The following is a 26,997-nucleotide window of genomic DNA, read 5'->3' on the forward strand; positions in this document are numbered from 1 at the left end:
CTGGACGCCGCGATCGGGGAGGAGCTTGACCGTCTCCTGGGCGGATCGCCCCCGTCGGCGTCCGAGGGAATCGCCCGGGAGCACCCCGGCGGAGCCGGCGAGCCGGCCGCCCGGAGGCCCCTGCCCCCTCGAGACGGCCTCGATCCCCTGCCCCCGACCGGTCCCAGGCCCTCCATGCCGGGGAAGGACCCGGCCCATCCCCCGAAGCCGCCAATCGCCCCCTCGCCGGGCTCATCGTCATCGTCAGAGGACGACGATTCGGACGCGGTGGGACGACGACTCGATGCCCTGGCGCTCCGGCTCGAAGGGCGCTTGCGGAAGGCCCGAGATCGCGACCCCCATCGCCCCCGATCCGACGACGGCGGCGTTCCAGGCCCGTCAGATCCCGGGCGGGAGGATCGGACATGAACGCCGGATCCGACCCCTCCTCCCGGACACTCTGCCTGTTCTCCAGCAGCTTCAGACCGCTGGCCGTCGACCTGGAGAGCGTGGTCGAGGTCGTCTCATCCGGCCCGCTGGTGCCGCTTCCGCTCTGCCCCCGACAGGTCCTCGGACTCTGGACCTATCGGGGCAAGATCGTCCCCATCCTCGGCCTTGCCGCTCAGGACCGGGTCGTCGCCGCCGGGGACCACGAGGCGAAACGAGCCTTTTTAATCCTCAAAACCCACCAGAGTCTCTGGGGATTCGCGATCGATCGCGAGGGGGTGCGGATCGAGGCGGGCTGCTCCCCTCGGTCGGCCGATCTCGCCGAGCTCCCGGGAGGGTTCCTCGCGAGCGGCGAGATCGAGGGAGGAGGGATCCCCCATGCCATCCTGGATCTCGAGCGGTCGTGGCGCGGGGTGAAGTCGGAGATCGAACGCTGGTACGGGCTCGCACTCGACCAGCATCACCTGAATCCCCCGTCGGCGTCTCCTTCGGGGTAACTCGATGTCCCAGTGCGGTCTCAGACCGGGCGAGTTCGCATCATGATCACGGCACGGTTGGGTACACTCCTCGGGGTCGGCGGGCTGGTCGGGCTGGCCGCGGTCAGCCTGGGCCTGGGCATTAGCGCGGTGATCGCGGGGAATGCCGGCTTGGTCGTCGGCGGCCTCGCGGGATCGCTGGTCGGCATGGCCGGAGCCGCCATCATCGGCGGGCTGGCCGCTCCCCGAGAACCATCCCCCGGCGAGCCCCGCCACGACGCCCCTCCGGTTCGCATCGGCCTCGACGCCCCTCCCGGCCGCCTGGAGGAGCTCCGCGCCTCGGTCTCGGAGATCCTGGCGGCCCTCTCCGCGCTCAACGAGGCGGCCGGCCGCATGGCCGAGGGGGCCATCGAACAGACCAATGCGGTCCCCCGGACCACCCAGAGCGTCGAGGCCCTGTCCGACCGCATCGACCGGATCTCGCAGAACGCCGAGGAGGCCGCCGATGCCACCGACCGCACCCGACAGCAAGCCGGCCTGGGCCTGGCACAGATCCAAGGGGTCATCGCGGGCATGGACCGGCTCCGCTCCCAGGTTGAGTCGAACGCGAAGAAGGCCCGCCGGCTGGGAGAACGCTCGGTCGAGATCGGCACGATCGTCGAGCTGATCGGCGAGGTCTCGAACCGCACGGACATGCTGGCCCTCAACGCGACGATCGAGTCGGTCCGGGCCGGCGAGCACGGCCGGGGCTTCGCCGTGGTCGCCGAGGAAATCCGCAAGCTGGCCGAGCGAACCGCAGGGGCGACCCGCGAAATCGGCACGCTCGTCGAGGCGATCCAGGCCGATACGCACGAGAGCATCCGATGCCTGGCCGAGGAGCAGGCCGAGATGGAGAAGGAGGCCCGCAGCGTCAAGGAGGCCGGCTCGGCCCTGGAGCGGATCAGCCGGATGGCGGAGGATTCGGCCCGCCTGGTCGACGGCATCTCCCACTCGGCGAACGACCAGGTGCTCGCGGCCCGCGACCTGGTCTCGGGGATGCTCCGGGTTTCCGACATCTCGAAGCTCATCCTGGGCGAGACGAAGCAACTGCGCCAGGAAGCCCAGGCCCTTTCGATGCGATTGCAGGCCCTGCAGGGCCTCGTGGCAACCATCGGTCCGGGAGAAGGTTCTGCGAATGGGCACGCCCGACGGCTCCCGAATCGTCGGCCTGAATCATCATGGCGCCCGCTTCCGATCGAGGCGACCTCATGATGCCAGGACTGAACCGGCCGGAACACGCCCACGTGGTCGATGGTCTCAGCCACTTCCGCGCCCAGCTCACGGCAGCGGAGGCACCTGCCGGCGGATGGCCCGCCGCCGTCCGCAACGCGCTCGAACCGCTGCAGTCGGACGAGGCCATCTCCGGGGCCCCGGAACTCGCCGATGCCCTCGGCAGGCTCGTCCTCATCGCGGAGGTCGGCGACTGTCTCGACCCGGCAGACTCGGACGCGATCGACACGCTCCGGACCTTCTTCCTGGAGGCCGTCGATCGGCTGGCCGAAAGCCTGGCCCAGGGTATCCCCGAGGAGGCCATGGCCTGGATCGTCCGGGAATCGGACGCGCACTGGGGAGCCTACCTGGCCATCATCGACCCCTCGGCCGGGATGGGGGCCTCGGTCGTCGATCCCGACCCGGGATCGCTCCCGGACCCGGAACCCACCCCATCCATCGAGCCGGGAGGCTTCGATGCCGCGTCCTTGATCCGGTCGCTCACGGGGATGATCGACGCCCCCCCTCCCGAACCGGCGCTTCGCGCCGAAGCCTCCCCAGCGCCTCCCCCCCCCGAAGACCCGGGGATCGAGGCCCCCCCTCCTTCGCCCCCCGTTCGGTCGGCGCCCGGCGGCCCGGACTCTGCCCCACGAACCGACCCGGCCTCGGAGGTCGCGACGCTGGGGCTCGACGCCGAATTGCAGGCCATCCTCATCGCTGACCTGGCCGACCTGCTCTCCAGGATTCAAGACCTCGTCCTTCGACTCGGACGCGGCGACGACTCCGAGACGCTCCACGAACTCGGCCGCTGTTACCACACCTTGAAAGGGGCCTCGGGAAGCGTCGGCCTCACCACCCTGGCGGCCCGCATCCACGAACTGGAAGACGCGATCGAGGCTGCGGGCGGCTCTACCGAAGGACCTCTGGTCGGTCGACTGGACGAATCCCTCTCCTGGATCGAACAGACCCTGGACGCCCTCCGAGGTCCCGGAAGCACCGCCCCCGAGGAGCCGATCGCGCCGATCGGCCCCGAGTCTCCTGAATCAATGACTCCCCCGAACGCTTCCCCGGGGCCGATGACCCCGGACGAGCCGTTGACCGACGGGGATGGCCTGATCCGCATGCCCGTGGCCCGGTTCGAGGAACTCATGGATCTCTGCTCCGAGCTGCTCACCCGACGCCGCGTCTGGTCGGAGCAGGCCGATCGGATGAAGCGGCTCGCCCTCTCGGGTCGACAATGCAGCCAACGGCTCCGGGGCAGCGTCGATCGCCTGGAAGAAGCCCTGCCGACCGACGCGATCCGATGCTCGTCGGACCGCGACCGGACCGGGGATGAGCTGGTCGTCCAGGTCCGTCGGATGATCGAGCAGGCCGAAGATCTGGCCGTCCTCGCGACGACCGCCCGGGAGGCGGCCGTCCCCATGGCCACCGAAGCCGAGGACCTCTCCCGCCTCAGCCTGAGACTCTGGGACGGCTTGCAATCGATCCGGGTCGTGCCGGTCCGCGGCATGTTCCAGCGGCTCATCCGGGTCGCCCGGGACGCCGCCCGGGTCGAGGGGCGAACGATCGAGGTCACGTTGCTCGGCGAAGACACCGGCGCGGACCGGGTGCTGCTCGATAAAGCATATGAACCGCTCCTGCACATCGTCCGCAATGCCGTCGGCCACGGCATCGAGCCGCCCGAAGATCGCCGCCGGGCCGGCAAGCCCGCGGAAGGGCGGATCACGCTCGAAGCCCGTCGCGAGGGGAACACCGTCGTGCTCGAGGTCAGGGACGATGGCCGCGGGCTCAATTACGAGGCGATCGCCGAGAAAGGGCGTCGGCTCGGCCTGATCGGCCCCCGCGAACACCCCAGCGTCGATCGACTGAGTGCCTTGATCTTCCACTCCGGCTTCTCGACCCGGGACCAGGCGAACGCCGTCTCCGGGCGGGGAGTCGGCATGGACGTGGTCGCCCGAGAGGTCGAGGCCCTGCGCGGGCGGGTCGAACTGACCTCGCAACCCGGCCAGGGCACCCGGCTGGCCATCCGGCTGCCGGCTCGAATCGCCCTCGAACACATGATGGTCGTTCGAATCCGGGGCCAGGCGTTCGCCGTGCCGACCTCGGCGATCGACGCGGTGCAACGGGCCTCGGCCGTGGATTCGGGGGGTCGCGGGAGCGGCCCAACCGCCCGAATTGACCACCAGTCGCTTCCCCTGATCGATCTGGGATCGGTCATGGGGTTCTCCGGACCCTCCCGAGATTCGTGTCCTATCGTACTGGTGGTGACCTCCTGCATGGGAGCCGTCGCGCTGAAGGTCGACGGGCTTGACGGCCCTCAAGAGTTGGTCCTCAAGCCCCTCGGCCCGTTGCTGGTCGGCAACCCGGCCATCTCCGGGGTCGGGCTCTCGACCAGGGGAGAGGTGATCCCGGCGCTCGATGTCGCGGGCCTGCTCCGGCTGGCCCGCGAAGGAGACGCGCCGATCGTCCCGGAGCCGGAACCGATCGGCCAGCAGCCGGTCGCCCTGGTGGTGGACGACTCGCTCAGCGTCCGGCGAATCGCCTCTCGCCATCTTCGAGCCCTCGGGTTCGAGCTGGAGGAGGCATCCGACGGGGAGGAGGCGCTCGGCAAGCTCCGGAGCCACCGCTTCGACCTGGTCATGACCGACCTGGAAATGCCTCGGATGGACGGCTTCGCCCTGCTGGCCGAACTCAGGCGGACCGGGATGCTGGACACGAGCCGGGTCATCGTGACGAGCACCCTCGCCGATCCGGCCACGCGCCGCAGGGTGTTCGAGCTGGGAGCCTCCGCCTTCGTCCCCAAGCCGGTCGACCCCGAGGAGCTGGCCGCCGCGGTTGGTCCTGTGATCCATCGTCGAACGCCCGGCGTGGTTTCGCCTGGCGTCGTCACCGAATCGTCCCACCCGACTGCCTGAGGGGCCATCATGGAGAGCCCGCAAATCCTGGTCATCGACGACAGCCCGACCATCCTGAAGATGGTCGAGTGCCACCTCTCGCAGGCCGGCTATCGTGTCGCCACCGCCCCGACTGCCGAGGCCGGCATCGAGGCGGCCGCGGCCATCGAACCCGACCTGATCGTGCTCGACCACCAGCTCCCCGGGACCACCGGAGACGAGGTCTGCCGCGCCTTGCTGCAGAATGAGAAGACGGCCCGGATCCCGGTCGTCATCAGCTCTGCCATGCGCAACCGCGCCTTCGCCTCCTATACCGAGCTTCCCAACGTCATCGATCAGATCCCGAAGCCCTTCACCCCCGACCTGCTCAAGACCGGAGTGGCCAATGCGCTCCAGGTCGGGGCGATGGTCGTCCGGGCGCAGCAGACCGGCTGCGCCATGCCCGAGGTCGTCGGCGAGGTCCAGGACGCCACGCTCGAAGGCAAGACCTCGACCTTCCCCTTGCGATCGGTGCTCGACTTTTTGAACAACTCCCTCTGCTCGGGCCGACTGACGCTCGAACTGGACAAGGACCGCATCCGATTCAACGTGAGCGGCGGCCGGATTCAGGCCGTCTGCTCCCCGACGATCAGCCCCGAGCGCCTCTTCGATGCCCTGCCCGTCGAGCTGGCCGAGCTGGCCCCCTTGCTGGCCGCCACCCTCGGCGAGCGACTCGACCCTTCCATGACGGGCCTGGTCCGGATGCTCGAAAAGAGCCTGACCGATCCCCGCAAACTCCGGGCCTTGCTCCGCGCTCAGTCCTCGATCCTGACCTTCTGGGCCCTCTCGGCGGAGCCCGGTCGGTTCCTCTTCGAGCCCGATGCGGCCATCCCGCCGATGTTCCAGGCGTTCCCGCTGCAGCTCAGCCTGCCGGCCCTGGCCGTCGAGGGGGTCCGTCGGTGCGACCCCACCACCGACCTCGACGCATTCGCCTCGGTCCTCTTCGCCCGGCACAGCCCGAGGGGAGGCAACCTCGACCGGGCCGGGCTTTCCCCCCTGGAACTCAAGCTCGCCTCACTGTTCGATGGCACCCAGGCTACGTCGTCCCTGGCCGAGCAGGTCGGGATACCACTCGGCTCGGTCGCCGACATCGCCCGGGGGCTGGAGCTTGCCGGCCTCCTGGAACGTCGAGCGGCCATGCCGGGGGCCTCGGTGCTGGTCATCGATGACGAGCCCGATTCGACCCGGGTGATCCAGGCGTCGCTCGGCCCTGAAGGCTGCGGCTGCCAGCTCAAGATCGTCCGGGACCGCATCGGTGCCCAGCTCCTGATGCGTCGGCAGCGGTTCGACCTGGTCCTCGTCGCCCTCGATCGGCCCGATCAGGAACCGATCCTCAACGCCTGCCGCGAGCAGGCCCACGAGACCACCCGGTTCATCGGCATCGTCGGCCTTTCCGACGAGGAGGAATTGACCCGACTCGACGCGATGGGGCTCGACGGCATCCTTCATCGCCCCCTGGCCGAGTCGGATCTGAAGGCCACGCTCGACCACTTACTCTCCCCGTCGGTAGGCCCCGTGCTCGCCTGATCCTCCGAGCCGGAGCCCGGACCCCGAACCATCGACCTTTGCCGCTCCGAGAGACTTTCCTCATGGACCCGACGACCTCCCTCGACCCTCAGGACCAGGCCCACGGAGACGCCTATCTCGACACGGTCGCGCTGCTCCAGGAGGAAATCGAGCGGCTCGAGGCGGAACTCCGCGCGGCGACCGAGGCTTCCGCGAGCCAGGCCCCCGCGCCGAGCGACGCGCACCTCGACTCCGAGGCGAACCGCCGCGTCGAGGAACTGACGCACCTGCTCGACGAGCGTGACGAGATGATCGCCCTGCTCTGGGATCACCTCTCGGCCGTCGAGGAGACCCAGGCGGCTCGATCGGCCGAGTGGGAACAGCTCCACCACTGGGTCGAGCAGCTGGAGCACCGCCTCGGCGAGTCGGACCGCCTCCGCGCGGAGCCCGGCCCGAACGGCCAGATGATCGGCACCCTCCAGGGCGAGCTCGACGCCCATCGCCAGCGGTGGGACCGAGAGCGGGAGCAACTCGAGGCGGAACTCGCCAGGGTCCGCCATCGCCTCGAAACCGAATCGAACTCGGCGGGGGACTCGGCCCTCGGAGAACTCCAGCAGGAGAACCACCGGCTCCGAGACGAATGCCGACGCCTCTCCGCCTGCGAAACCGAGGCCGAGCGGCTTCAGGATCGGGTGACCATCCTCCAGGCCCAGCTCGACTCGACCCGAGAAGAGCTGCATGAATGCCGGAACGCGTTGCAAGGCGAACGCCTCCGCCACCAGGCCGAAATCGCCGAGCTTCGCTCCGGTCGGGCTGCTCCCATCGTGTCGGCCTCCGACCTGACGCCGAGCGAGCGGGTGAGGGCGCTCCGCGAACACCTGAGCGAGGTCCATGCCCGAGAGGAGGAGGAACGGAAGGAGCGACAGCTCTCCAACCGGATCGCTCGGTTGCTCGGGCGAGTCGGGGCACACTAATCCTCCGGCCCGATGCCGCATCTCCTCGGAGGCCACCCGATGCAACCCTCGACCGACAACGTCCGACCCCACCGGCGCATGGAATCAAACGGCCGTCGCATCGCGATCGACCCCGCGAGCCTCGCCGCGGCCATGGATCGCATCCGCAAGCATGTGCATCACTGGCTCGATCGCCTCGAAGAACTGGCCGACGCCACCCCGGATGTCGACCACGCAACCGAGCAGGGACGCGCGGCCTTGCAGGCAGAGGTCGAACGCCATCAACGGGAGTGGGAAGCCCAGGTCGAGGCGCTCGACCACGACCGCCGCTTGCTCGCCGAAGCCTGGGAACGCCTCGAACACGAGCAGGTCGCCGCCCTCTCCGGGACTCGATCCCCCGCCGATTCACCGCGACCGAGCCGAGCCCCTGCGCCTCCACCCGTCGCCTCCCCTCCCGTCGAGCGTGACGACATGCTGGACCAGGCCATCCTCCGACAGTTCGAAGCCCTGCGTCGGGATGTCCGCCGGACGGCGGAGTCCCGGGAACGCGGGTCACCTTGAGGTTCGTCGACCTCCTAGCGTCCCCCGGGGTTCAAAGGAAATCCGATGTCTGTTCAGGTCCGTCCCTCGCCCGAGACTCCCCGCCGAGGCTGGGCCTCCCGATGGCTCGGCGGTCGCTCCAATCCCCCTCCGGCCGCCGGCCCTGCCCCCGAGGCGGAGACGGTCGGCCACTTCATCGACGAACTGATCGCCGATGGCCGAGACGCCTTCGCCCTGCTCAACTCGGCGGCAGATCATGTCACCGAGGACGACGCCCGCCGCGCCTGGGGGTCGCTCGAATCGCGGATGGCCCTCATCCCCTTCGGGAGGCTGGTCGTGGCCCGCAGCGACGGCGGCGAGGAACTCGTCGAGGTCCCCGCCTTCTATCTCGACCGGCACGTCGTCTCGAACCGAATGTTCCAGCGCTTCGTGGCCTCCGGCTGCTACGACTGCCTGGAACTCTGGCCCCGGGAGGTCTGGCCCAGCCTCCTGCAATTCACGGATCGCACCGGCCGGCCGGGGCCGGCCGACTGGTCGAACGGGGCGTACCCGAGCGACCGGGCCAATCATCCCGTCGTCGGCATTTGCTGGTACGAGGCGTATGCCTATGCCCGATGGGTCGGCAAGCGCTTGCCGACCGCGGCCGAGTGGCAGAAGGCCGGCGGCTGGCCCGAGCACCTCGGCGGCGGCCGATGCACCCGGTATCCGTGGGGCGACCTGTTCGACCCGGCCCGGGCCAACCTCCGGTCCAGTGGGATCGGCGACACCGTGCCCGTCGACGCCTACCGCAACGGGGCCACCCCCAATGGGATCCTCCAGATGAGCGGCAACGTCTGGGAATGGATCGAGGACCCGCTCGATGCCGTCCCTTGCGATTCGGGGGCGCAATTCCTGCCGTGGAAGCCCATGCGGAGGATCGTCGGCGGCGGTTTCGACACCTACCTCCCGGGCGAGGCGACCTGCCACTTCGTCACCGGCCAGGGCACGCTCGACCGCCGTCCGAACATCGGATTCCGGTGCGCCCTCTCTGCCGACCGGCTCCGAGAGCAACCCAAACCCTGAACCCAACGCCCCTGCCACCTGCCGAACATCCCGAGCGGCCGTGCGTCCCCGACGATCGATTGGCCCCCGGCAAATCCTTGAGGAGCCCCCTGTGATGAGTACCGGCGTCCGTTATCTCGACCGGAGCACGCGGCTCGGGGGTCAGATCCCCTGCCCGCTCTGCGGAGGAAGCCTGCGCGGGGAATCCTGCATCGAGTGCTTCGCCCCGGCCGAAGTGATCGAATCGATCCTGGGGCGGCCGACCTTCCCGCAGATCGTCGGCATCCTCGGGCCCAGCGGCGTCGGCAAGACCGTCTACCTCGGCATGCTCCTCGACCTCCTCGCCCACGGCGTCGGCCCCTTCCACGGGATGGCCCGCGGCCCCTTCTCGCTGGCCTTGCAACGCCAGGTGATGCTCTCGCTGGAGCGGCAACGCTTCCCCGACAAGACCCCGGTCGAGGCAGACCGCTGGCAATGGGTCCATTGCGAGGTCTCGACCGGGAAACGCCACGGCTTCGATGTGGTGACGCCCGACGTCGCCGGCGAGGCGGTGGCCAGCGAGCTGGAAAGCCCGGGGACTCACACCACCGTGCGGACGCTGATCGAACGCTGCGGCGGCCTCGTCGTCCTGATCGACACCGTCGGCGTGATCGCCGAGGGCCAGGCCCAGGAAATGTTCGCGATGCAGCTCATCTCCTATCTCGAATCGATGCACGGCCATCGTCGTCGCAAGATCGAGATCCCCGTGGCGCTCGTCTTCACCAAGGTCGACCTGTGCGAGGAACCCATCAACGATCCCCTGGCATTTGCCCGAGCACACGCCTCGGCCCTCTGGCGGATGTGCGACGCGAGGCTCCGCCACTTCAAGTTCTTCTGTTCCAGCGTGGCGGGGTCGTGCGGCCGCCTGGTCGATCGCGATGGGGGAGAATTGCTCATCCCCCTGCGTGTCGAACCCCGGGGCGTGGTCGAGCCGTTCGCCTGGCTCTCGGGCCTGATCCGCTGATGATCGCCCCCGTCGGTGGCCCTATTCAGGACACGAGGTCATGTGGGTGGACCAGGCCATTTACACCTCATTACCCCGAAGTGGTCGCGAAGGCTATCATGTGGTCGGGCGCTCGCGGGGCGTCTCCGAAACCGAGGCCCGGATCCTGGCCTCATGGTGTCCTTCGCACGGCGCCCTCCTCACCGACGAGGCGAACCGTGCCAGCCTCAACATCCATCCCCTGCTCGAAGGGCGGATGGCGGTGTCGCGCTCGAGTGAAGGCCCTCCGGAGTACAGCGGCAGGGGCGGCCGGCAGATTTACACCCACGCCTTGATCTTCGACGCCCAGACGCTCCAGCGGAGCGGGATCCCGCCGATCTCACTCTACCTCGATGCACTCGCCCTCGGAGTCTTTCACTATCGCCCCGAGCCCGATGCGGTCCTCGGGGAGGTCGAACTCGGCGACTGCCATCGAGCACTCCTCGGGAAGCCCTCAGGCCATCAAGGCGCGCCCATCAGCCCTCACGAACTGGCGGCGCTCCGCGAGAGACTCGCGTCAGGAACGCCGGTCGAACTCCATCACCGCGACAATCGAGTCCGATTCATCGAGCAATTGCTGGGTGCCCTGCCGAACGGCCTGGCGGCTTCGATCAGCTTCTCGACAAGCCTTAAGCCGTCGACGGCCCGCCCCTTCGCGCTCTGCCTGGTTCCTTGACCATCGACGTCGCTCCCTCCCCCACCATCCCAGGCGGATCCCAGCCGGCAGATCACGCACACTCGCCGCCGGCCTGCCCGTCCGGTGGGGTCGCGTCCCGATCGGCACCGAGCGGGGCCTCTGAGGCGGCCGATCGCCCCGAATCCTCGTGCGGTGACACCGCACACGAACCACCCATTCAGGTCGGGACTCCCAGGGCAGGCAACACCCAGCGCATCACGGCGAACCAGACCAGCATGAGGCCGGCGATCAATAACGCATCACTCATTAGAATATCGACTCCTTTGAGAATCCGCCGCGCCAATCAATCGAGATCCGGCGAACGGACTTGAGCGGACCCAGCGATCCTCAATGACGCGCGATCGCCGGAACCTCGATCGATCGGGCTCGCCCATCGTGTGCCGAAGCCATGACCCCGGTGACTCACGCGGATGGCTCCAGCCCGGTCAATTCCTCGCTGACACGCCAGAGGCGCCTGGCCACCTCGTCGTCCTGGGCCGCGGCATCCGGCTTCACCTCGCGTTGCTTGACGAAGTAGGCGCCCGACACCCCTTCGACTTCGGGAGAGCGGGCCAGATAGACCGAGGTCCTTGCTCCGTGCTCGGGGGAGATGGCGAAGAGGCCCGCGACGCGTTTCATCACCCACCAGGCCGGCCCCTCTCCCGACGAAAAAAAGGAGGAGTTCACCACGCCCGGATGCAGCGCGTTCACAGTCACGCCAGACCCGTCGAGCCTCCTCGCCAACTCCCCGGCGAACAGGATGTTGGCGAGCTTCGACTGACGATAGGCCCGGAACCCCTTGAACCGATCACGCCCCTGCAGGTCCTCGAAGTCGATCGATGCCCCGCGATGGGCGTCGGATGCCACGACAACGATCCGGCTCGGTGCCGCGGCTTTCAAGCGGTCGAGGAGCAAATGGGTGAGCAAGAAATAGGCAAGGTGATTCAGCGCGAACGTCATCTCGATGCCGTCAACACTCTCGCGACGCTCCAGGAATAAGGCCCCCGCGTTATTGACCAGCACGTCCAGCCGATCGAACCGATCCCGGACGACCTCGGCCAGGCGACGCACCTCGGCCTGAGACGAAAGGTCCGCGACCATCGCGTGAATGGCGGCGTCCCCCGATTGCTGCCGGAGACGCTCCCGCATCTCCTCACATTTCTCGGGGTTGCGCCCGACGAGAATGACCTCGGCCCCGAGCCGGGCGAGCTCCTGGGCCGTCACCGCCCCGATTCCCGAGGTCGCCCCGGTCACGAGGCAACGCTTCCCCTCCATGCGTCTCAGTTCCTCGGCCATCGCCGGATGACTCCTGATGCCTGTTTCCCCGGTTCCGGATCGTCATGTCGCGCAGAACCACGCCCCGAAACCGATGTGCTCCCATCGGTGTTCGCCTGATTCCTGAACCGAACCCGATCCGGAACGCTCAGGACGATCATTGTGATTGTAGGCAACAATCCCCACCCCGACGGCTCCCTTCCTGGGCCCACAGGGCGAACCGCCCACGACCAGCGCCGTCATTTGCACGAAAACCCGCTCTTGGATGGCGCGACCCATCCTCGCGGGGCCCGTCACGCCGCCCCCCCAATCCTGGGCACGGAACGCGATCGATCCGACCTTCAGTCCGGCCGATCAACACCGGGCCATCGTCACGACGCGTCCGGCTCTTGCCGGCAGAGGGAACATTGGCCATAGAGCACCAGTTCGTGATGATCGACCTGGAAGCCGGGCGGCGTCAGCGCATCGAGTCCATCCGGACAACCGGGCACGTCGAAGACCCGCCCGCAGCCCTTGCAGTGGAAATGATGATGGTGATTCGCCGCGATGCGCTGGTCTTCATAACGCGGCGGCTCTCCCGGGAGCTGGACCGCCGCGACCTCCCCCTCCTCTGCCATGCGCTTGATCACCCGGTAGACCGTGGCCAGGCCCAGCGACGGGATGTCGTGTTTCGCCGCCTCCTGGATCTCCGCCGGGCTGAGCGGCCGGCCCGACTCGGCAATGACACGGCGGATTGCCTGCCCCTGTCGTGTCTTTCGAATATTCATCAGACAAACCCCACCCCGGCGTGGAGGTCGCCCCAGGGCGCCCCCGCACCGATCACACAGAGACCCACGATCAGAATTCCCGTCGCCCGGGACGGTTTAACCCTTCCATCATGCCAGAGACCGCGACGCGGTTCACCACCTCGCGCCTGCCAATCGCGGATCAGGCCTTGGCCATAGCATCAGGCGTTGCCACGACCGGGCGTCGAGGAGTCCTTCGAGCTCCGGCCGGATCAAGCCCCCGCGTCCCGCGCCGAAAAGAGCCTGGAATCCGACCGTCCATGGCCTCGTCGATCACCCTTCGCGATCGTCCCAACCCCCCTCCGAACAAAAAAAACGAACGAGCCACCCCCCAATTCCAGTACCCCCGATCCTTCCTGTCCGTCATGCAGCCCACGCTTTTGAAGACAAAATCTGCACGTGCATCTCCCACAAGGATGAGTCGCGTCCTGATTCAGGATCGCCCCATTCCGACATGCGTTCGGGCCAGGAGGACCGAAAACAACACACAATCACCCAACCATCACTGCACTTTCTCTTCGACTTTTTCGTTTCAATATCCGACGGGGCAGTCTACCCTAGGTCCAACTTGCATCTGGCCTGAAAATGTGACGTCTGATGGGACAGGACACGGAGCACTGTGAAGGGATCGCATTCCGCTGGTGATTCGTCCGAAAAGCTGCTGATTCCATCGGTTAGAACTCCCCAGGGCCAATCGGTTCGGATTGTCCGGCGGATCGTCTTCGCCTATTTTGTCGCGGCGACCCTCTGGATTTTCTGCTCAGACGCCTTGCTGGTCCTGATCCATTGGGAATCAATCCCTGCAGGGTCCCTCGCGACGGCGAAGGGGATGGCGTTCGTGGTGGTCACGGCCTTGATCCTCTACTGGAAGCTGACCGATGCGCTGGTCGGCCTGGAGACGACCCGCCGAGACCTCGCAGAAGTGCAGGAGCGATTCCGCAGGGCGATCGTCGATGCCCCCATCCCCGTCATCATCTTCGCCGAGGATGGCGAGATTGTTTTGTTGAACCAGAATTGGATCCACTCCACCGGCTATTCGGCCGACGACCTGAAGACCATCTTCGACTGGACCGAGCGGGCGTATGGCGAAGCACATGCCAACGCCGAGGAGGCGATCCGGGGGCTCTTCTCCCTGGACCAACGCGTCGACGAGTCGGATTTCCAGATTCGCATTCGCGATGGTTCCACCCGGGTCTGGTCGTTCAGCTCCGCCCCGCTCGGGCGACTGAACGACGGCCGCCGCCTGATGATCAGCATGGCCCGAGACGTCACCGAGCGCCGCCAGGCCGAAGACGCGCTACGCACCTCCGAGGAACGCTTCCGAACCCTCGTCGAGTCGGCTCCCGAGGGCATCTTCATCCAGGTCGATTCGAGATTCCGCTACGTCAACACGACCGCCGTGACCCTCTTCGGCGCCCGGGACGCGGACGAACTGCTCGGCCAGGAGGTGGTCGACTGGTTCGACCCGGCCGAGCGCGAATCCATCACGCGGCGCATCGCCCTGATCAACCAGCATCGCCAGATCGCCGGCCGTCTCGAGCGCACCATCCGGCGGCCCGATGGGCGGCACGTTCACTCCGAGGTCAACGCCATCCCCATCGAGTACCGGGGGGAATCAGGGGCCCTGGTCTTCATCCGCGACATCAGCGACCGGAAACGCGCCGAGCTCCAGTTGACCGAGTCGTCGAACAGCCTCCGAGAACTGACCCGCCGCCTCCTGAATCTCCAGGAGGCCGAGCGGCGCTCCCTGGCCCGCGAACTCCACGATCAAATCGGCCAGGGGCTCACGGCCATCAAGATGAACCTCGAGACCGCCCTCATGCGGCCCGAGGTCCTCAGCGTCCGGCTCAACGACGCGAAGTCGCTCCTCGACCAGACGCTCGATCAGGTGCGAAACCTCTCGCTCGATCTCCGCCCCGCGCTCCTCGACGACCTCGGCCTGGTCCCCGCCCTGAACTGGTACCTCGACCGATTTACCGAGCGCACGGGAATCGAGACGTCCTTGCACGTCGATCCCCGGGAACTCAGCGTCGCCCCCCTCGTGGCCACCACCTGCTTCCGGACCGCGCAGGAGGCCCTGACGAACGTCGCGAGGCATGCGAAGGCCTCCCGAGTGGCCCTCCACTTGACGCACCGCGCCGGCCGGTTGAACCTCGAGATCCGCGATGACGGCGTCGGCTTCGACCCGCTCCAGGCCACCGGCCTGGGCCTGATCGGCATGCGAGAGCGGGTCGAAGATGCCGGCGGGAGCCTGCGGATCCAGTCGAACGCGCAGGCCGGGACCGAGATCCAGCTCAGCTTCGCCCAGCCGAACACCACGGCCGAAGGGAGGGATCGTCGTGACGAAGATCACGATTCTTGTCGTTGACGACCACCATCTCTTCCGCGCGGGGGTCCGCGCCATCCTCGACGGGATCGAGGATCTCTGGGTCTGCGGCGATGTCTCCTCGGCCGAGGAGGCGTTACCTCGGCTCGAAGCCCACCGCCCAGACATCCTCCTGACCGATATCTCCATGACCGGCATGACCGGCCTGGAACTGGCCGACCGGGTCCGTCGCAATTTCCCCGGCACGCGGACGATCATCCTCTCCATGCACGCCACGAAAGAATACGCCGAGCGTGCCTTCCGGGCGGGCGTGGCCGGATTCCTCGTCAAGGATGCCGCCGTCCACGAGGTCGAGCTGGCCATCCGGACGGTCGCCCGGGGGGAGACGTACCTCAGCCCGGCCATCTCCTCTCACCTGATCTCCAACTACGCGAAGCGTCCGGATCTCGACGAACCCGCCCCCATCCGCCTCACCGCCCGCCAGCGAGAAGTCCTGAAGCTGATCGCCGAGGGCCTGACGACCAAGGCCATCGCCCGCCGCCTGAACATCAGCGTCAAGACCGCCGACACCCATCGCACTCAGTTGATGGAACGGCTCGATCTGCACGACATCGCCAGTCTCGTCCGCTATGCCATCCGGGTCGGGCTGGTCACCCCCGACGAGTAATCCCCTCCCCGCCCCCCCCCCTGCACCGCCCCCGAACAGGGGAGGGGAATTCCCGACCTTCGTCTCAGGAAAAGACCCGAGAGACATCCGCCCCCCCGCGCGGGAATACTGTTGATTAAAGATGCAAAGGTGCCCCTGATCGGGATCGACGCGGATCCCGATCAGACTCGACGAAGCTGTTTCGGCGCGTTGCATTTTTTCTGCGGAATGCTTCGGCAAGGCTCCCGACAGATCCCCACCAGAGTGCTCCCTTGCCGAGGCTTCCGCAGCCGACTTCCTCAAATCGTCCTCGAGCCTCCCCGACATCCTCGCAGGCGAGTACCCCGAGGGAATGCTCGGAACCTGCCCTTGCCACGACCCAAGGACCCTGGCCGATGAAACCCGACCTCCTGGTCTTCTCCGCGCCCGAGCTCCCCACGCCTCCCGGATCGAGGACCCCCGGCTCGACCGTGCTGGAGCAGTTGCTCTCCGAACTCACCGCGATGGCCTTCGGGGACACATCGGAATCGTCACTGCTGAACCCCGACCTGTTCGAGCGTTGGGAAGGCGACGAAGCGACCTATCTTGAAACGACAATCGGATCGAATCACCTGCCCGAGATCGACCTGAGCACTCGGGATGGGAAAATCGTGATTCGCATCCTCTGGCCCGCCGACGAAGCCGAAGACGACGACTCCCCCACGACCGGCCCGGACCGAGGAGACTTGGGTGCGTATTCCGCAGGCTGAGCCCGACGCGCAGGACATCCTCGACGCCCTCTCGCTCCGGATCGCCCTGGTTGACGACGTCGGCGTCATCCGGTGGGTCAACCGATCCTGGCTCGACCATGCCCTCGCCAACGATGCCGACCGCTCCTCCGTCGCCGAAGGGGCCAACTACCTGGCCGTCTGCGAGGCCGCCCAGGGAGACGATCGCGAGTCCGCGCTGGCCTTCGCATCCGGCATCCGGGCCGTCCTCGCCGGCCACCGAGACGCATTCTGCCTCGACTACACCTGTCACGAGCCGAACCGCGTCTGCTGGGCCCGAGGCCGGGTCACCCCCCTCCGCCTCCCCGGCGATTCCCCGCGACGCCATGTCGTCGTGTCTCATGCCGATGTCACCGCCCGCCGCCTGATCGAGCAATCCCGAGACGAGCACGAGGCCATCCTCCGCAGCGTCTTCGAGATGCCCTCGCTCGCCATCGGCGTCGTCGAACTCGATGCGCACGACCTGCGCTTCGTCTCGGTCAACCAGGCTTCGGCCCGGGCCCTGGGCCGCTCCCCCTGGGACCTCTCCGGACGCTGGGCCACCGAGCTCGGCCTGCCCGCCGACCGCATCAGGCTCTGGGTCGAACAGGGGACCCGATGCCTGGAAGAGGGGACCCCCCAACGGTTCGACTATCGCGAGGTCACCCCCCGGGGGCCCCGCACCTTCTCCGCCATCATCTGCCCGATTCCCGGCGCCGGCACCCGGGGCGACCGCCTCTCGTTCGTCGCCGAAGACATCACCGATCAGTGTCGGGTCGAGCAGGAAAACCTGGCGCTGAACGCCGAAGTCGAGATGCAGCTCGACCGCATCCAATCCCTCCGGACGATCGACCGCGCGATCCAGAGCGGCCTCGACCTGCCCGCACTCCTGAACGTCGTGCTCGATCAGGGCCTGGCCCGGCTCGGTGTCGATGCCGCCGCCGTCCTCCTCCGCGCCCCTCACCGGCCCGGGCTCGCCTTCGCCAACGCCAGGGGGTTCCTCCGCCCCCCCAATCCCGATGAGGTCGACCCCTTGACCCACGGGCCGCGTGCCACCGCGTTCCTCGAGCGCCGCTCCTGCGCCGTCCGGTTCGGTGCCGACCCCGCCGCGCCCGTCCCCGTCCCCATCCCCGCCCAGCTCGAACACGAGGCGTTCCGGTCGTACTGGGCCGTCCCCATCGTCGTCCGGGGCGAACCCTGGGGAATCTTCGAGGTCGGCCACCGATCGACCATCGCCCCCGACTCCCGCTGGCTCCTCTACCTGGAGACCCTGGCCGGCCAGGCCGCCATCGCCATCGAACACGCCACCCTCATCGACAACCTCCGGCGCGCCAACCATCGCCTGCTCGTCGCCTACGAGGCGACCATCGAGGGCTGGAGCCGGGCCATGGATCTCCGCGACCATGAGACCGAGCAGCACAGCCTCCGCGTCACCGAGATGTCCGTCCGGCTCGCCCGGGAGCTGGGACTCAGCCGCGACGAGCTCGTCCAGATCCGCCGCGGGGCCCTGCTCCACGACATCGGCAAGGTCGGCATCCCCGACCACATCCTCCTCAAACCCGGACGACTCAGCGAGGACGAGATGGCCGTCGTCCGCCGGCACCCCGACGACGCCTTCGCCATCCTATCCCCCATCGAGTTCCTCCGGCCGGCCCTCGACATCCCCTATTGCCACCACGAACGCTGGGACGGCAGCGGCTACCCCCGCGGCCTGAAGGGCAAGCAAATCCCCCTGGCCGCGCGGATCTTCGCCGTCGTCGACATCTGGGACGCCCTGTCGTCCGACCGCCCCTACCGCGCCGCCCTCCCTCCGGCCCAGGTCCGATCCAACCTGCTTGCCCTCTCCGGCACCGAGCTCGATCCCGAGATCGTCTCGGCCTTCCTCCGCCTGCTCGACCGGGACTCGGCAAACAGTTTCGACGGGCTTCCTCCCGAGCTGTCTGCCCACCCTCGCCCCAGCAGCGTCGCATCGACGCCTCCCGACCGAGAGGAACGTGAGCACGCCTTCCGCCCCCCTCGGTAACGGCTTGTCCCCCCCGGCAAGGGCGCGGTATTCTTAACAATTGTTGACCACCCATGCGGGCAGTTTGGTGCGACTGGCCAATCACCCGCATGGAATCCTCTCCGGGGGCAGAGCGAATGGTGTTGCGTCTCTCGGCTGCGGCGATCCTCGCCGGGCTGGTTGTTGTGCCTCCCCAGGCAGGAGCCGACGAGGTCGATTACCTCCGCGACATCAAGCCGGTGCTGACCGCCCGCTGCTACTCCTGCCACGGCGCCCTGAAGCAGGAGGCCGAGCTGCGCCTCGACACGGTCGAGCTGATGCGGGTCGGCAGCAACGCCGGGCCGGTCATCGAGCCCGGCGACCTTGAGGAAAGCTATCTCCTCCACGTCCTGACCGACGACGACGGCCTCCGCATGCCCCCCGAGGGGGAACCCCTCACCGACGAGCAGGTCGACCGGATCCGCTCCTGGATCGCCGCCGGCGCCCCCGCGCCGGCCGACGAGGCACCCCAGCAAGACCCGATGGACCACTGGGCCTTCCAGCCCCCCGCCCGGCCCGACGTGCCGGATGCCCCGGGCCGCCCCGAAGGATCGAACCCGATCGACGCCTTCCTCGCCGCCGAACACGAACGCCTCGGCCTGACTCCCCTGCCCGAGGCCGACCCCGCCCTCCTGCTCCGCCGCCTCGCGCTCGATGTGACCGGCCTCGCCCCGACCCCCGACGAACTCCACGCCTTCCTCGCCGACTCCGGCCCCGACGCCTACGACCGCGCCGTCGATCGCCTGCTGGAAAGCCCCCACTTCGGCGAACGCTGGGGCCGACACTGGATGGACGTCTGGCGCTACAGCGACTGGGACGGCTTCCAGAGCGAGGTCCGCGAGAGCCAGCCGCACATCTGGCGATGGCGCGACTGGATCGTCGAGTCGCTCAACGCCGACCTCGGCTACGACGAGATGATCCGGGCCATGCTCGCCGCCGACGAGATCACCCCCGACGACCCCGACACCCTGCGCGCCACCGGCTTCCTCGTCCGCAACTGGTACAAGTTCAACCGCAATATCTGGCTCGACGACACCGTCGAGCACACGGGCAAGGCCTTCCTCGGCCTGACGATCAACTGCGCCAAGTGCCACGACCACAAGTACGACCCCATCCCCCAGGCCGACTACTACCGCTTCCGGGCCCTGTTCGAACCCCACGAGGTCGCCACCGACCGCATCCCCGGCCAGCCCGACACCGCCAAGGACGGCCTCGTCCGCGTCTTCGACGCCCATGCCGACCGCCCGACCTACCTCTTCGAGCGCGGCGAGGAATCGATGCCGGTCGAGAGCCGCCCCCTCGATCCCTCCATCCCCCGGATGTTCGGCGACGCGTTCGACATCTCCCCCGTCTCCCTGCCGCCGACCGCCTCCTACCCCGGCCTCCGTCCCCACGTCCGCCGCGAGGCGCTCGAAACCGCACGGGCCGCGGTCGAATCCGCCCGATCCGCCTTGCAACAGGCCCGGGCCGAGTCCGGTCCCGACTCCCCAACGCCCGCCGAATCGGCCGATGACGATTCCCTCTCCCCCCTCCGCCTCGCCGAACGCGGGCTGAACGTTGCCCTGGCGGAACGCGACGCCGTCGAGGCCCGGATCGCCGCCGACGACGCCCGATACGCCTCCAATCCCGACGAATCCCAGGTCGAACTCCTGACCATCCAGGCCGGCCTGGCCGAACGTCGCGCCAGCCTGGCCCGGGCCTTGCGCGACAAGGCGATCGCGGAAAAGGCGCTCGCCGACGCCCGGGCCGCGCTCTCCGAATCCGACCCCAAGACCGCCCAGGCCGTCTCGAACGCCGAGAAGGCCCTCGCCGATGCGACCAAGGCCGCCGACGACGCTACCAAGGCCCTTGATGCCCCGCTGCCGACCTCCTACACCCCGCTCGGACCCGTCCGGCCGGAGACCAGCACCGGCCGGCGGCTCGCGCTCGCCCGTTGGATCACCGACCGGGAGAACCCCCTGACGGCCCGCGTCGCGGTCAATCACGTCTGGATGCGCCACTTCGGCGAGCCGCTCGTCGATTCCGTGTTCGACTTCGGCATCAACGGCGCCGACCCCACCCATCCCGCCTTGCTCGACTGGCTGGCCGTCGAGTTGATCGATTCCGGCTGGAGCCTCAAGCACCTGCACCGCCTGATCGTCACCTCGCACGCCTACCGCAGGCAGTCCTGGTCCGACCCCGACCACCCGAACACCGCCATCGACCCCGAGAACCGCTCCCTCTGGCGCATGAACCCCAGGCGGATGGAGTCGGAACTGGTCCGGGATAACGTGCTCCGCGTCGCCGGGTCGCTCGACCCGACCCTCGGCGGCCCCGACCTCGCCCCGGAATCGGCCCTCGACACCCCGCGCCGCAGCCTCTACTTCCGGCACGCGAAGGAAAAACGGGCCACGTTCCTGAAGCTGTTCGACTCGGCCAACGTCACCTCCTGCTACCGCCGCGACGTGAGCGTCGCCCCCCAGCAGGCGCTCGCCCTCTCGAACAGCTCGCTCACGCTCGGTCAGGCCCGGCACCTCGCGGGCAAGCTCTCCGAGGAATGCGGCGGAGACTCCGATCCCTCCTTCGTCTCGCTCGCCTTCGAGCACGTCCTCGGCCGCGCCCCCGGCCCCGACGAACGCGATGCCTGCCTGGAGTACCTCCAGACCCAGCCCGCTCGGCTCGCCGACGCCGAGGCGCTCACCCCCTTCGAGAGCGGCCCCGAGAGCGCCGTCCCCCCCTCGGCCGACCCCCATCAGCGTGCCCGAGAAAATCTCATCCACGCGCTGATGAACCACTCCGACTTCCTCACGATCCGCTGATCCCCCCTCCACGCGGCCCGGGAGGCCCCGAATCCCATGAATCCGATCGCCCCGAAGACCCCTCGACGTGCCTTCCTGGCCGACCTCGGCATGGGCTTCACCGGCCTGGCGCTCGGCGCCATGCTCTATCGCGACGGCATCGCCCGGGCCGACGAGTTCGGCCCCTGGGCCCCGCCCGACGGCCTCCCCCACTTCGCCCCGAAGGCCAAGCGCGTCATCTGGCTGTTCATGATCGGCGGCACCAGCCACCTGGAGAGCTTCGACCCCAAGCCCGCCCTGAACCGCTACGCCGGCAAGACCATCAACGAGACCCCGCATCGGGACGTGCTCGAATCCCCCTACACCGAGAACGTCCGGATCGCCATCCAGAATGACGCCAACGGCCACATCCGCCACGAGCTTTATCCGCTCCAGGTCGGCTACTCCAAACGGGGCGAGAGCGGCATCGAGGTCAGCGACTGGTGGCCCGAGGTCGCCGACTGCGTCGACGACCTCGCCGTGATCCGATCCCTCTGGACGACCAACGACAACCACGGCGCCCAGCTCCAGTTCCACACCGGCCGCCACTCGCTCGAAGGCCCGTTCCCGACCATCGGCTCGTGGGTCCACTACGGCCTCGGCTCGCTCAACGAGGAACTCCCCCAGTTCGTCGTCCTGGGCACCCCCATCGCCGACTGCTGCGGCGGCATGAACGGCCACGGCGCCAGCTATCTCGGCCCCGAGCACGACGGCGTCCAGCTCGAAATCGACCCGAAGAACCCGCTCCCCTTCGCCGCCCCCGGCCCCGACGTCTACCGCGAGGAACAGGCCGACACCTTCAACCTCATCGACCGCCTCAACCGCATCTCCGCCGTCCAGTACCCCGACGACGCCCAGCTCCGCGCCCGCATCAAATCATATGAGCTGGCCTTCCGCATGCAGATGTCCGTCCCCGAGGTCGTCGACTTCGCCTCCGAGTCCTCCGCGACCCAGGAACTCTACGGCCTCGACCGCGACGAAACCCGAGAATTCGGCCAGCAGTGCCTCACCGCCCGCCGCCTCGTCGAGCGGGGCGTCCGCTTCGTCCAGATCTTCCACGGCTCGAACGGCGGCGCAGGGGCCTGGGACGCCCACTCCAGCCTCAGGCCCGGCCACTCCAAGCTCTGCAAGCAGGTCGACAAGCCGATCGGTGGCCTGCTGAAGGATCTGAAACGCCGCGGCCTGCTCGACGACACCCTCGTCGTCTGGGCGACCGAGTTCGGACGCACCCCCGGCTCTCAGAACGGCGACGGCCGCGACCACCACCCCTTCGGCTTCTCCGCCTGGATGGCCGGCGGCGGCGTCAAGGGCGGGGTCGTCCACGGCGCCACCGACGAACTCGGCTTCCACGCCGTCGAGAACCGCCACTACGTCACCGACATCCACGCCACCGTCCTGCACCAACTCGGCCTCGACTCCCGCAGGCTCGAAGTCCCCGGCTTCAAGCGGCTCGACATCGACCACGGCAAGCCGATCCGCGAGATCCTCGCCTGATCCCAGCTCCCACCTCCCGATCGGGGCCTTCTCACGCTCGCGAGAAGGCCCCGGCGTTCAACCTTCGTCAGGCCGCGGTCTCGGCCAGCACCTCGCCGAGGCTGCGGTCGAGGATCGCCACCATCGCATCGATCTGTTCCGCGGTGACGATCAACGGCGGGCCGAACGCGATCCAGTTCGGGTCGAACCGGCAGAGCAAGCCATGCTCGAGCGCCCGCCGCCCGACCCGCACCCCGAAGGCGTCGGGCATCGCTTCCTTCGTCGCCGGGTTTCGGACGAACTCGATCGCCTGGAACAGCCCCTTGCCGCGGATGTCCCCGATCACCCCGTGCCGCTCCGCCAGGCGCTCGAACCCGGCGCGGAGCCGGGCCCCCTGCTCCCTCGCGTTGCCGCACAGGTCCCGTTCGAGGATCTCCCGGATCACCGCGATCCCCGCGGCGCACGAGATCGGGTTCCCCTCGAACGTGTGCCCCTCGACGAATCCCGGGTTCGACTCGATCGGCCCCCAGAACGCATCGGCGATCGGCCGCCGGCAGATCATCGCCGACAGGGGCGCATAACCGCCGCTCATCCCCTTCGCCACGCAGAGCACGTCGGGGACCACCCCGAACGTCTCCGCCGCGAACAGGTGCCCCGTCCGGCCGAATCCGGTGATGATCTCGTCGAAGATCAGGAGGATGTTGTTCCGATCGCAGATCTCCCGCAGGAGCGGCAGGTATTCCTCGGGCGGGTCGATCACCCCCCCCGTGTGGCCGATCGGCTCGACCATGATCGCGGCGACCGTGGCCGGATCTTCCATCGCGATCACCTGCTCGATGATCGTCGCGCAGGTCAGCTCGCAGCTCGGGTACGCCTTGCCGAACGGGCATCGGTAGCAGGTCGGCGGGAAGACGTGCAGGAAACCGGGCGCCATCGGCTCGTTCACCGTCTTGCGCGCCTTCAACCCCGAGGCCGACAGCGACCCCAGCGTCGACCCGTGCCACGACTGATACCGGCTGATGATCTTGTACTTCCCCGGCGATCCGGTCAGCCGGTGGTACTGCCGGGCCAGCTTGATCGCCGCCTCCGTCACCTCCGACCCGCCGCACTGGAACTTCACCGCCCCCAGGTCGCCGGGGGCCAGCTCGGCCAGCAGGTTCGCCAGTTGCACCGCCACCGGGTTCGTCCCGTGCATGGCCGGCGAGAACGTCAACCGATCGAACTGCTCCTTGATCGCGTCGATGACCCTGCGATTGTTGTGACCGATCGAGGCCACGTAAATCCCCGACAACGCATCATGATAATGTTTCCCGTTCACATCCCAGTACGAGACATCCTCGGCCCGGGACATGATGAGCGGGTGCTTGGACCATTCCGCCATCTGGTCCCTGACGAAGATCTGCCGGAGGAATCGCTCCTCGAACGCTTGGGCTTCGCTGATCAGGTCGGGCATGGTGTGAGACACGGTCGCCATCGATCGTCATCCTCGGGGGCAATACAGGGCTGCGGTCAGGGCGTACAGGCGGGCCACTCGCATCAGGTCCTCGATCGAAGCCCATTCCTCGACCGTGTGCTGCCCTCCCGCCAGAGGGCCGTGGGTAATGCTCGGCACGCCGGCCAGCGCCGACACGCTGTTGCCGTCGTCCACAAATGCTTTCGGCCCCGTCGGCAAGGGCTCTCCATCCATGGCGCTGCGTGCCGCCTGAAACACGCCGACAAACGTTGAATTGACATCGAGCGCGAACGCATCGCGCACAAGCTGGAACTCCGCCTCGATTGTGGTCCCGGTCTCCGCGGCCAATTCCGCCAGCATCCCCCGGAACTCGGCCTCGACCGCGTGCCGGTCGTATCCGGGGACCCAGCGCCGGGTCCCCTCCAACCAGCAGATCGGCGGATCTTGATTGTAAATTTCCCCCGCGTGCAGTTGCCCCACGAACACGCTCGACCGCCCGGCCACGGGGTCCACCTGGCCGGCCAGCCGATCGTCCAGCTCGTGAAGCCGCCTCACCAGCTCCGCGCCCACCGGGATCACCCGCGGCGCCTCGGGGTCGCGCATCACTTCATGCACCGGAGGCCCCTCGCGTCGGATCGTGATCTTCCAGCACGCCTGGCCCCGACCGGCCACCGGCACATGGCCGCACAACGGCTCCGGAATCAGGACCGCGTCCCCCACGATCCCATCCATGAGCATCTGATCAAACTGCAGTCCGAACCCCCACGGCGCCTCGTGCAGATCATGCGCGGTCAGCAGGATCGACCCCGCCTCCAGCACCCCGGCGTCCCGGGCGGCGAGCATCCCCTCCACCGCCGCCGCCAGCCCCCCCTTCATGTCCGACGACCCGCTCCCTCGAATCCGATCCCCTTCCACGGCGAACGGGACGAAGGGCAAATGCACCGTGTCCAGGTGCCCGTCGAATTGCAGGGTTTTGCCCGGCCGCTTCCCGTCCAGCCGAGCGACCACCGCCGGGGCCGCCGGATGGCCGGCCTCGGGCCGGTCCACCGCGAACCCTTCCTCCCCCAGGATCTCGGCCAAGGCGTCGGCCGCCGCCCCGGCCGATCCCGTGGGGCTCGGGACCGCAATCAACCGCTCCGCGATCGCCAGCAAGCGATCCCGCGTCACCGCCGCGTCCACGCGATCGCGCAACCGCGTCACCTCGTCCTGCGAAAGTCCACTCAAGTGAATCATCCTCTCGTCAATTCAACTTCTGATCCGACCTCGCACTTCCCGCCCCGATCACGGCACCGACGGATCCGGCGTCCCTTCGAGCGAATCGCGTCGGTCATCGACCGCCGTGCCCGCCTTGATCAGGTTCGGGCCGATCGCGATCGGCCCGACCTGCGGCTCGATCAGGATCCCCACCGTCTGGGTCCGCTCCGCGTCCGGTCGCGTATCCCGGATCAGATTCTGCTCGAAGATCAGGCCCGACGGCTCACCCCGGACCCGAATCCCCGCCGTCCCCGGTTCTCGGCCGTTGTCCTCGATCACATTCCCTTCCAGACGATTCCGGTGCGGCGACATCGCCGCCGACTCGTTCCGGAAAAACACGCCGTTCTCGGCATTCCGCACCACGCGGTTCGCCCGCAACAGGTTATCGGAATCCTTATGGCCGATGGAGATGCCGAACTGGCCGTTCTCCTCCAACACGTTCTCCTCGAACGTCCCGTGCCGCACCCGCCAGCACAGGAACAGACCATCCGTCCCGTTCCTCCTGGCCAGGCATCCCTTCACCTCCGGCCGCTGCGAGCCGCTCCCCGGGTGGAGGCCCAGATGCGTGTTCTCCTCACTGATGCAGTTAATCACAACCACATCATTCGACTGCTGAAAGCTGATCCCGTCCCCGTGATAATTCCGGACGACACACCCCTGAATCACCGTCCCGAAGCCGCGATACAGGTAGATCCCCGCCCCCCGGCAACCGTTCAGATATGGGTTTTCCTCCTTGTTCCCCTCGATCACCACGTCTTCCACCCGCGCCCCCTCGATCCCCACCCCGCTCACGACCGGGAAGATCGTGGCGGCCATCGCCCCGTTCGACACCATGCAGTCGGCCATCAAGGGCTGGTCGATCGAAAACGTGTTCTCGCGTCCTCCCGTGATCCGCGCCACGGTGGTATGGAACCCTCCCGCTCGGCTGTCCCAGACCGCGACCCCCATCCCGACCCCGAACCCCTCCGGCTCGGCAACCGTGATCTGCTGCTCCCCGAAATCCCCATCCAGCACCAGCGGCGACACCGCCGCCTTCGCCTTGCGGAGGACCGTCTTCCCGGCCACCCCCCGCACGGTCACGCCGCTCCGCAGGTGCAGCGAGTCGCGCATCAGGTACTCACCCTCCCCGATCGAGACGACCCCACCCCCGAGGCCCGCCACGTAGTCGACCGCCGCCTGCAACGCCCGGTTGTCGGCCCCGATCAGGTCGGCGTCGGCACGCCCCACGGTGATCGCCGGCCGATCCGTCATTTCCGAATGCATCGCGAGGGGCAACTGCTGCTCCTCGGGCCGGGGAGCCACCTCGTCACCCGAAGCGATCGTGACGGCCAGAACAAGGCCCAACATTCCCCCACCCATCCG

20 protein-coding genes are annotated in these 26,997 nt (G+C 68.1%); 15 read left to right on the plus strand and 5 right to left on the minus strand.

Annotated elements, in window-relative coordinates; all coding sequences use genetic code 11:
• Positions 1 to 404: 404 nt before the first annotated feature.
• The 9 genes from AB1L88_RS15905 to AB1L88_RS15945 all read left to right on the plus strand — a co-directional run bounded on the left by AB1L88_RS15905 (position 405) and on the right by AB1L88_RS15945 (position 10,820).
• Positions 405 to 923 (plus strand): chemotaxis protein CheW, encoded by a 519-nt coding sequence (locus tag AB1L88_RS15905; protein ID WP_367097659.1) that lies wholly within the window; start codon positions 405 to 407, stop codon positions 921 to 923.
• A gap of 42 nt (positions 924 to 965) precedes the next feature.
• Positions 966 to 2,153, plus strand: coding sequence for a methyl-accepting chemotaxis protein (locus AB1L88_RS15910; RefSeq protein ID WP_367097660.1), 1,188 nt, complete (start codon positions 966 to 968; stop codon positions 2,151 to 2,153).
• Positions 2,150 to 5,065, plus strand: a complete 2,916-nt coding sequence (locus AB1L88_RS15915; protein WP_367097661.1) for a response regulator — start codon at positions 2,150 to 2,152, stop codon at positions 5,063 to 5,065. The genes AB1L88_RS15910 and AB1L88_RS15915 overlap by 4 nt, the downstream gene beginning before the upstream one ends.
• A 9-nt stretch (positions 5,066 to 5,074) precedes the next feature.
• Entirely contained in the window at positions 5,075 to 6,610 is a 1,536-nt protein-coding gene (locus tag AB1L88_RS15920) for a response regulator (protein WP_367097662.1), read from the plus strand.
• A gap of 62 nt (positions 6,611 to 6,672) precedes the next feature.
• Positions 6,673 to 7,563 (plus strand): hypothetical protein, encoded by an 891-nt coding sequence (locus tag AB1L88_RS15925; RefSeq protein ID WP_367097663.1) that lies wholly within the window; start codon positions 6,673 to 6,675, stop codon positions 7,561 to 7,563.
• 39 nt (positions 7,564 to 7,602) lie between these two features.
• Entirely contained in the window at positions 7,603 to 8,103 is a 501-nt protein-coding gene (locus AB1L88_RS15930) for a hypothetical protein (protein ID WP_367097664.1), read from the plus strand.
• A gap of 45 nt (positions 8,104 to 8,148) precedes the next feature.
• Positions 8,149 to 9,144 carry an SUMF1/EgtB/PvdO family nonheme iron enzyme gene (locus tag AB1L88_RS15935; RefSeq protein WP_367097665.1) on the plus strand — a complete coding sequence of 332 codons (996 nt, stop codon included), beginning with the start codon at positions 8,149 to 8,151 and terminating at the stop codon, positions 9,142 to 9,144.
• Between the two features lie 94 nt (positions 9,145 to 9,238).
• Positions 9,239 to 10,126, plus strand: a complete 888-nt coding sequence (locus tag AB1L88_RS15940; RefSeq protein ID WP_367097666.1) for a hypothetical protein — start codon at positions 9,239 to 9,241, stop codon at positions 10,124 to 10,126.
• A 40-nt stretch (positions 10,127 to 10,166) separates the two neighbouring features.
• Positions 10,167 to 10,820, plus strand: a complete 654-nt coding sequence (locus tag AB1L88_RS15945) for a hypothetical protein (protein WP_367097667.1) — start codon at positions 10,167 to 10,169, stop codon at positions 10,818 to 10,820.
• 423 nt (positions 10,821 to 11,243) lie between these two features.
• Here AB1L88_RS15945 and AB1L88_RS15950 read toward each other — a convergent pair whose 3' ends face one another.
• Both AB1L88_RS15950 and AB1L88_RS15955 read right to left on the minus strand, forming a co-directional pair.
• The gene (locus tag AB1L88_RS15950; RefSeq protein ID WP_367097668.1) at positions 11,244 to 12,116 is read right to left on the minus strand and encodes an SDR family oxidoreductase; all 873 of its coding nucleotides are present in this window, start codon (positions 12,114 to 12,116) and stop codon (positions 11,244 to 11,246) included.
• A gap of 350 nt (positions 12,117 to 12,466) precedes the next feature.
• Positions 12,467 to 12,862, minus strand: coding sequence for a transcriptional repressor (locus AB1L88_RS15955; protein WP_367097669.1), 396 nt, complete (start codon positions 12,860 to 12,862; stop codon positions 12,467 to 12,469).
• 847 nt (positions 12,863 to 13,709) lie between these two features.
• On the opposite strand from AB1L88_RS15955, the gene AB1L88_RS15960 reads away from it, so the two are divergent.
• From AB1L88_RS15960 to AB1L88_RS15985, 6 genes are all read left to right on the plus strand, one after another.
• Positions 13,710 to 15,248 carry a PAS domain-containing sensor histidine kinase gene (locus AB1L88_RS15960; RefSeq protein ID WP_367097670.1) on the plus strand — a complete coding sequence of 513 codons (1,539 nt, stop codon included), beginning with the start codon at positions 13,710 to 13,712 and terminating at the stop codon, positions 15,246 to 15,248.
• Positions 15,220 to 15,873: a response regulator transcription factor gene (locus AB1L88_RS15965; RefSeq protein ID WP_367097671.1), complete on the plus strand. Its 654-nt coding sequence runs from the start codon at positions 15,220 to 15,222 to the stop codon at positions 15,871 to 15,873. Before AB1L88_RS15960 ends, AB1L88_RS15965 begins: the two co-directional genes overlap by 29 nt.
• Positions 15,874 to 16,247: 374 nt before the next feature.
• The gene (locus AB1L88_RS15970) at positions 16,248 to 16,601 is read left to right on the plus strand and encodes a hypothetical protein (protein ID WP_367097672.1); all 354 of its coding nucleotides are present in this window, start codon (positions 16,248 to 16,250) and stop codon (positions 16,599 to 16,601) included.
• The gene (locus AB1L88_RS15975) at positions 16,582 to 18,621 is read left to right on the plus strand and encodes an HD domain-containing phosphohydrolase (RefSeq protein WP_367097673.1); all 2,040 of its coding nucleotides are present in this window, start codon (positions 16,582 to 16,584) and stop codon (positions 18,619 to 18,621) included. The genes AB1L88_RS15970 and AB1L88_RS15975 overlap by 20 nt, the downstream gene beginning before the upstream one ends.
• A 116-nt stretch (positions 18,622 to 18,737) precedes the next feature.
• A complete protein-coding gene (locus AB1L88_RS15980) occupies positions 18,738 to 21,437 on the plus strand; it encodes a DUF1553 domain-containing protein (RefSeq protein ID WP_367097674.1) in 2,700 nt (899 codons plus the stop codon).
• Positions 21,438 to 21,473: 36 nt separating this feature from the next.
• A complete protein-coding gene (locus AB1L88_RS15985) occupies positions 21,474 to 22,949 on the plus strand; it encodes a DUF1501 domain-containing protein (RefSeq protein ID WP_367097675.1) in 1,476 nt (491 codons plus the stop codon).
• 67 nt (positions 22,950 to 23,016) lie between these two features.
• On the opposite strand, the gene AB1L88_RS15990 is transcribed toward AB1L88_RS15985, so the two are convergent.
• Genes AB1L88_RS15990 through AB1L88_RS16000 form a run of 3 tightly spaced genes read right to left on the minus strand, consistent with a single transcriptional unit; the run spans position 23,017 to position 26,982 of the window.
• The gene (locus AB1L88_RS15990) at positions 23,017 to 24,402 is read right to left on the minus strand and encodes an aspartate aminotransferase family protein (protein WP_367097676.1); all 1,386 of its coding nucleotides are present in this window, start codon (positions 24,400 to 24,402) and stop codon (positions 23,017 to 23,019) included.
• A 6-nt stretch (positions 24,403 to 24,408) separates the two neighbouring features.
• The gene (locus tag AB1L88_RS15995) at positions 24,409 to 25,605 is read right to left on the minus strand and encodes a M20/M25/M40 family metallo-hydrolase (protein ID WP_367097677.1); all 1,197 of its coding nucleotides are present in this window, start codon (positions 25,603 to 25,605) and stop codon (positions 24,409 to 24,411) included.
• Positions 25,606 to 25,662: 57 nt separating this feature from the next.
• Positions 25,663 to 26,982: a right-handed parallel beta-helix repeat-containing protein gene (locus tag AB1L88_RS16000; RefSeq protein WP_367097678.1), complete on the minus strand. Its 1,320-nt coding sequence runs from the start codon at positions 26,980 to 26,982 to the stop codon at positions 25,663 to 25,665.
• Positions 26,983 to 26,997: the final 15 nt, after the last annotated feature.

Source organism: Tautonia sp. JC769, from assembly GCF_040717455.1.
Classification (GTDB): Bacteria; Planctomycetota; Planctomycetia; order Isosphaerales; family Isosphaeraceae; genus Tautonia.

What these genes read in the sequence shown, in the direction of transcription:
- AB1L88_RS15905 (WP_367097659.1), top strand. Translation starts at nt 405, where the DNA reads ATGAACGCCGGATCCGACCCCTCCTCCCGGACACTCTGCCTGTTCTCC.
- AB1L88_RS15910 (WP_367097660.1), top strand. Translation starts at nt 966, where the DNA reads ATGATCACGGCACGGTTGGGTACACTCCTCGGGGTCGGCGGGCTGGTC.
- AB1L88_RS15915 (WP_367097661.1), top strand. Translation starts at nt 2,150, where the DNA reads ATGATGCCAGGACTGAACCGGCCGGAACACGCCCACGTGGTCGATGGT.
- AB1L88_RS15920 (WP_367097662.1), top strand. Translation starts at nt 5,075, where the DNA reads ATGGAGAGCCCGCAAATCCTGGTCATCGACGACAGCCCGACCATCCTG.
- AB1L88_RS15925 (WP_367097663.1), top strand. Translation starts at nt 6,673, where the DNA reads ATGGACCCGACGACCTCCCTCGACCCTCAGGACCAGGCCCACGGAGAC.
- AB1L88_RS15930 (WP_367097664.1), top strand. Translation starts at nt 7,603, where the DNA reads ATGCAACCCTCGACCGACAACGTCCGACCCCACCGGCGCATGGAATCA.
- AB1L88_RS15935 (WP_367097665.1), top strand. Translation starts at nt 8,149, where the DNA reads ATGTCTGTTCAGGTCCGTCCCTCGCCCGAGACTCCCCGCCGAGGCTGG.
- AB1L88_RS15940 (WP_367097666.1), top strand. Translation starts at nt 9,239, where the DNA reads ATGAGTACCGGCGTCCGTTATCTCGACCGGAGCACGCGGCTCGGGGGT.
- AB1L88_RS15945 (WP_367097667.1), top strand. Translation starts at nt 10,167, where the DNA reads ATGTGGGTGGACCAGGCCATTTACACCTCATTACCCCGAAGTGGTCGC.
- AB1L88_RS15950 (WP_367097668.1), bottom strand. Translation starts at nt 12,116, where the DNA reads ATGGCCGAGGAACTGAGACGCATGGAGGGGAAGCGTTGCCTCGTGACC.
- AB1L88_RS15955 (WP_367097669.1), bottom strand. Translation starts at nt 12,862, where the DNA reads ATGAATATTCGAAAGACACGACAGGGGCAGGCAATCCGCCGTGTCATT.
- AB1L88_RS15960 (WP_367097670.1), top strand. Translation starts at nt 13,710, where the DNA reads ATGGCGTTCGTGGTGGTCACGGCCTTGATCCTCTACTGGAAGCTGACC.
- AB1L88_RS15970 (WP_367097672.1), top strand. Translation starts at nt 16,248, where the DNA reads ATGAAACCCGACCTCCTGGTCTTCTCCGCGCCCGAGCTCCCCACGCCT.
- AB1L88_RS15980 (WP_367097674.1), top strand. Translation starts at nt 18,738, where the DNA reads ATGGTGTTGCGTCTCTCGGCTGCGGCGATCCTCGCCGGGCTGGTTGTT.
- AB1L88_RS15985 (WP_367097675.1), top strand. Translation starts at nt 21,474, where the DNA reads ATGAATCCGATCGCCCCGAAGACCCCTCGACGTGCCTTCCTGGCCGAC.
- AB1L88_RS15990 (WP_367097676.1), bottom strand. Translation starts at nt 24,402, where the DNA reads ATGGCGACCGTGTCTCACACCATGCCCGACCTGATCAGCGAAGCCCAA.
- AB1L88_RS16000 (WP_367097678.1), bottom strand. Translation starts at nt 26,982, where the DNA reads ATGTTGGGCCTTGTTCTGGCCGTCACGATCGCTTCGGGTGACGAGGTG.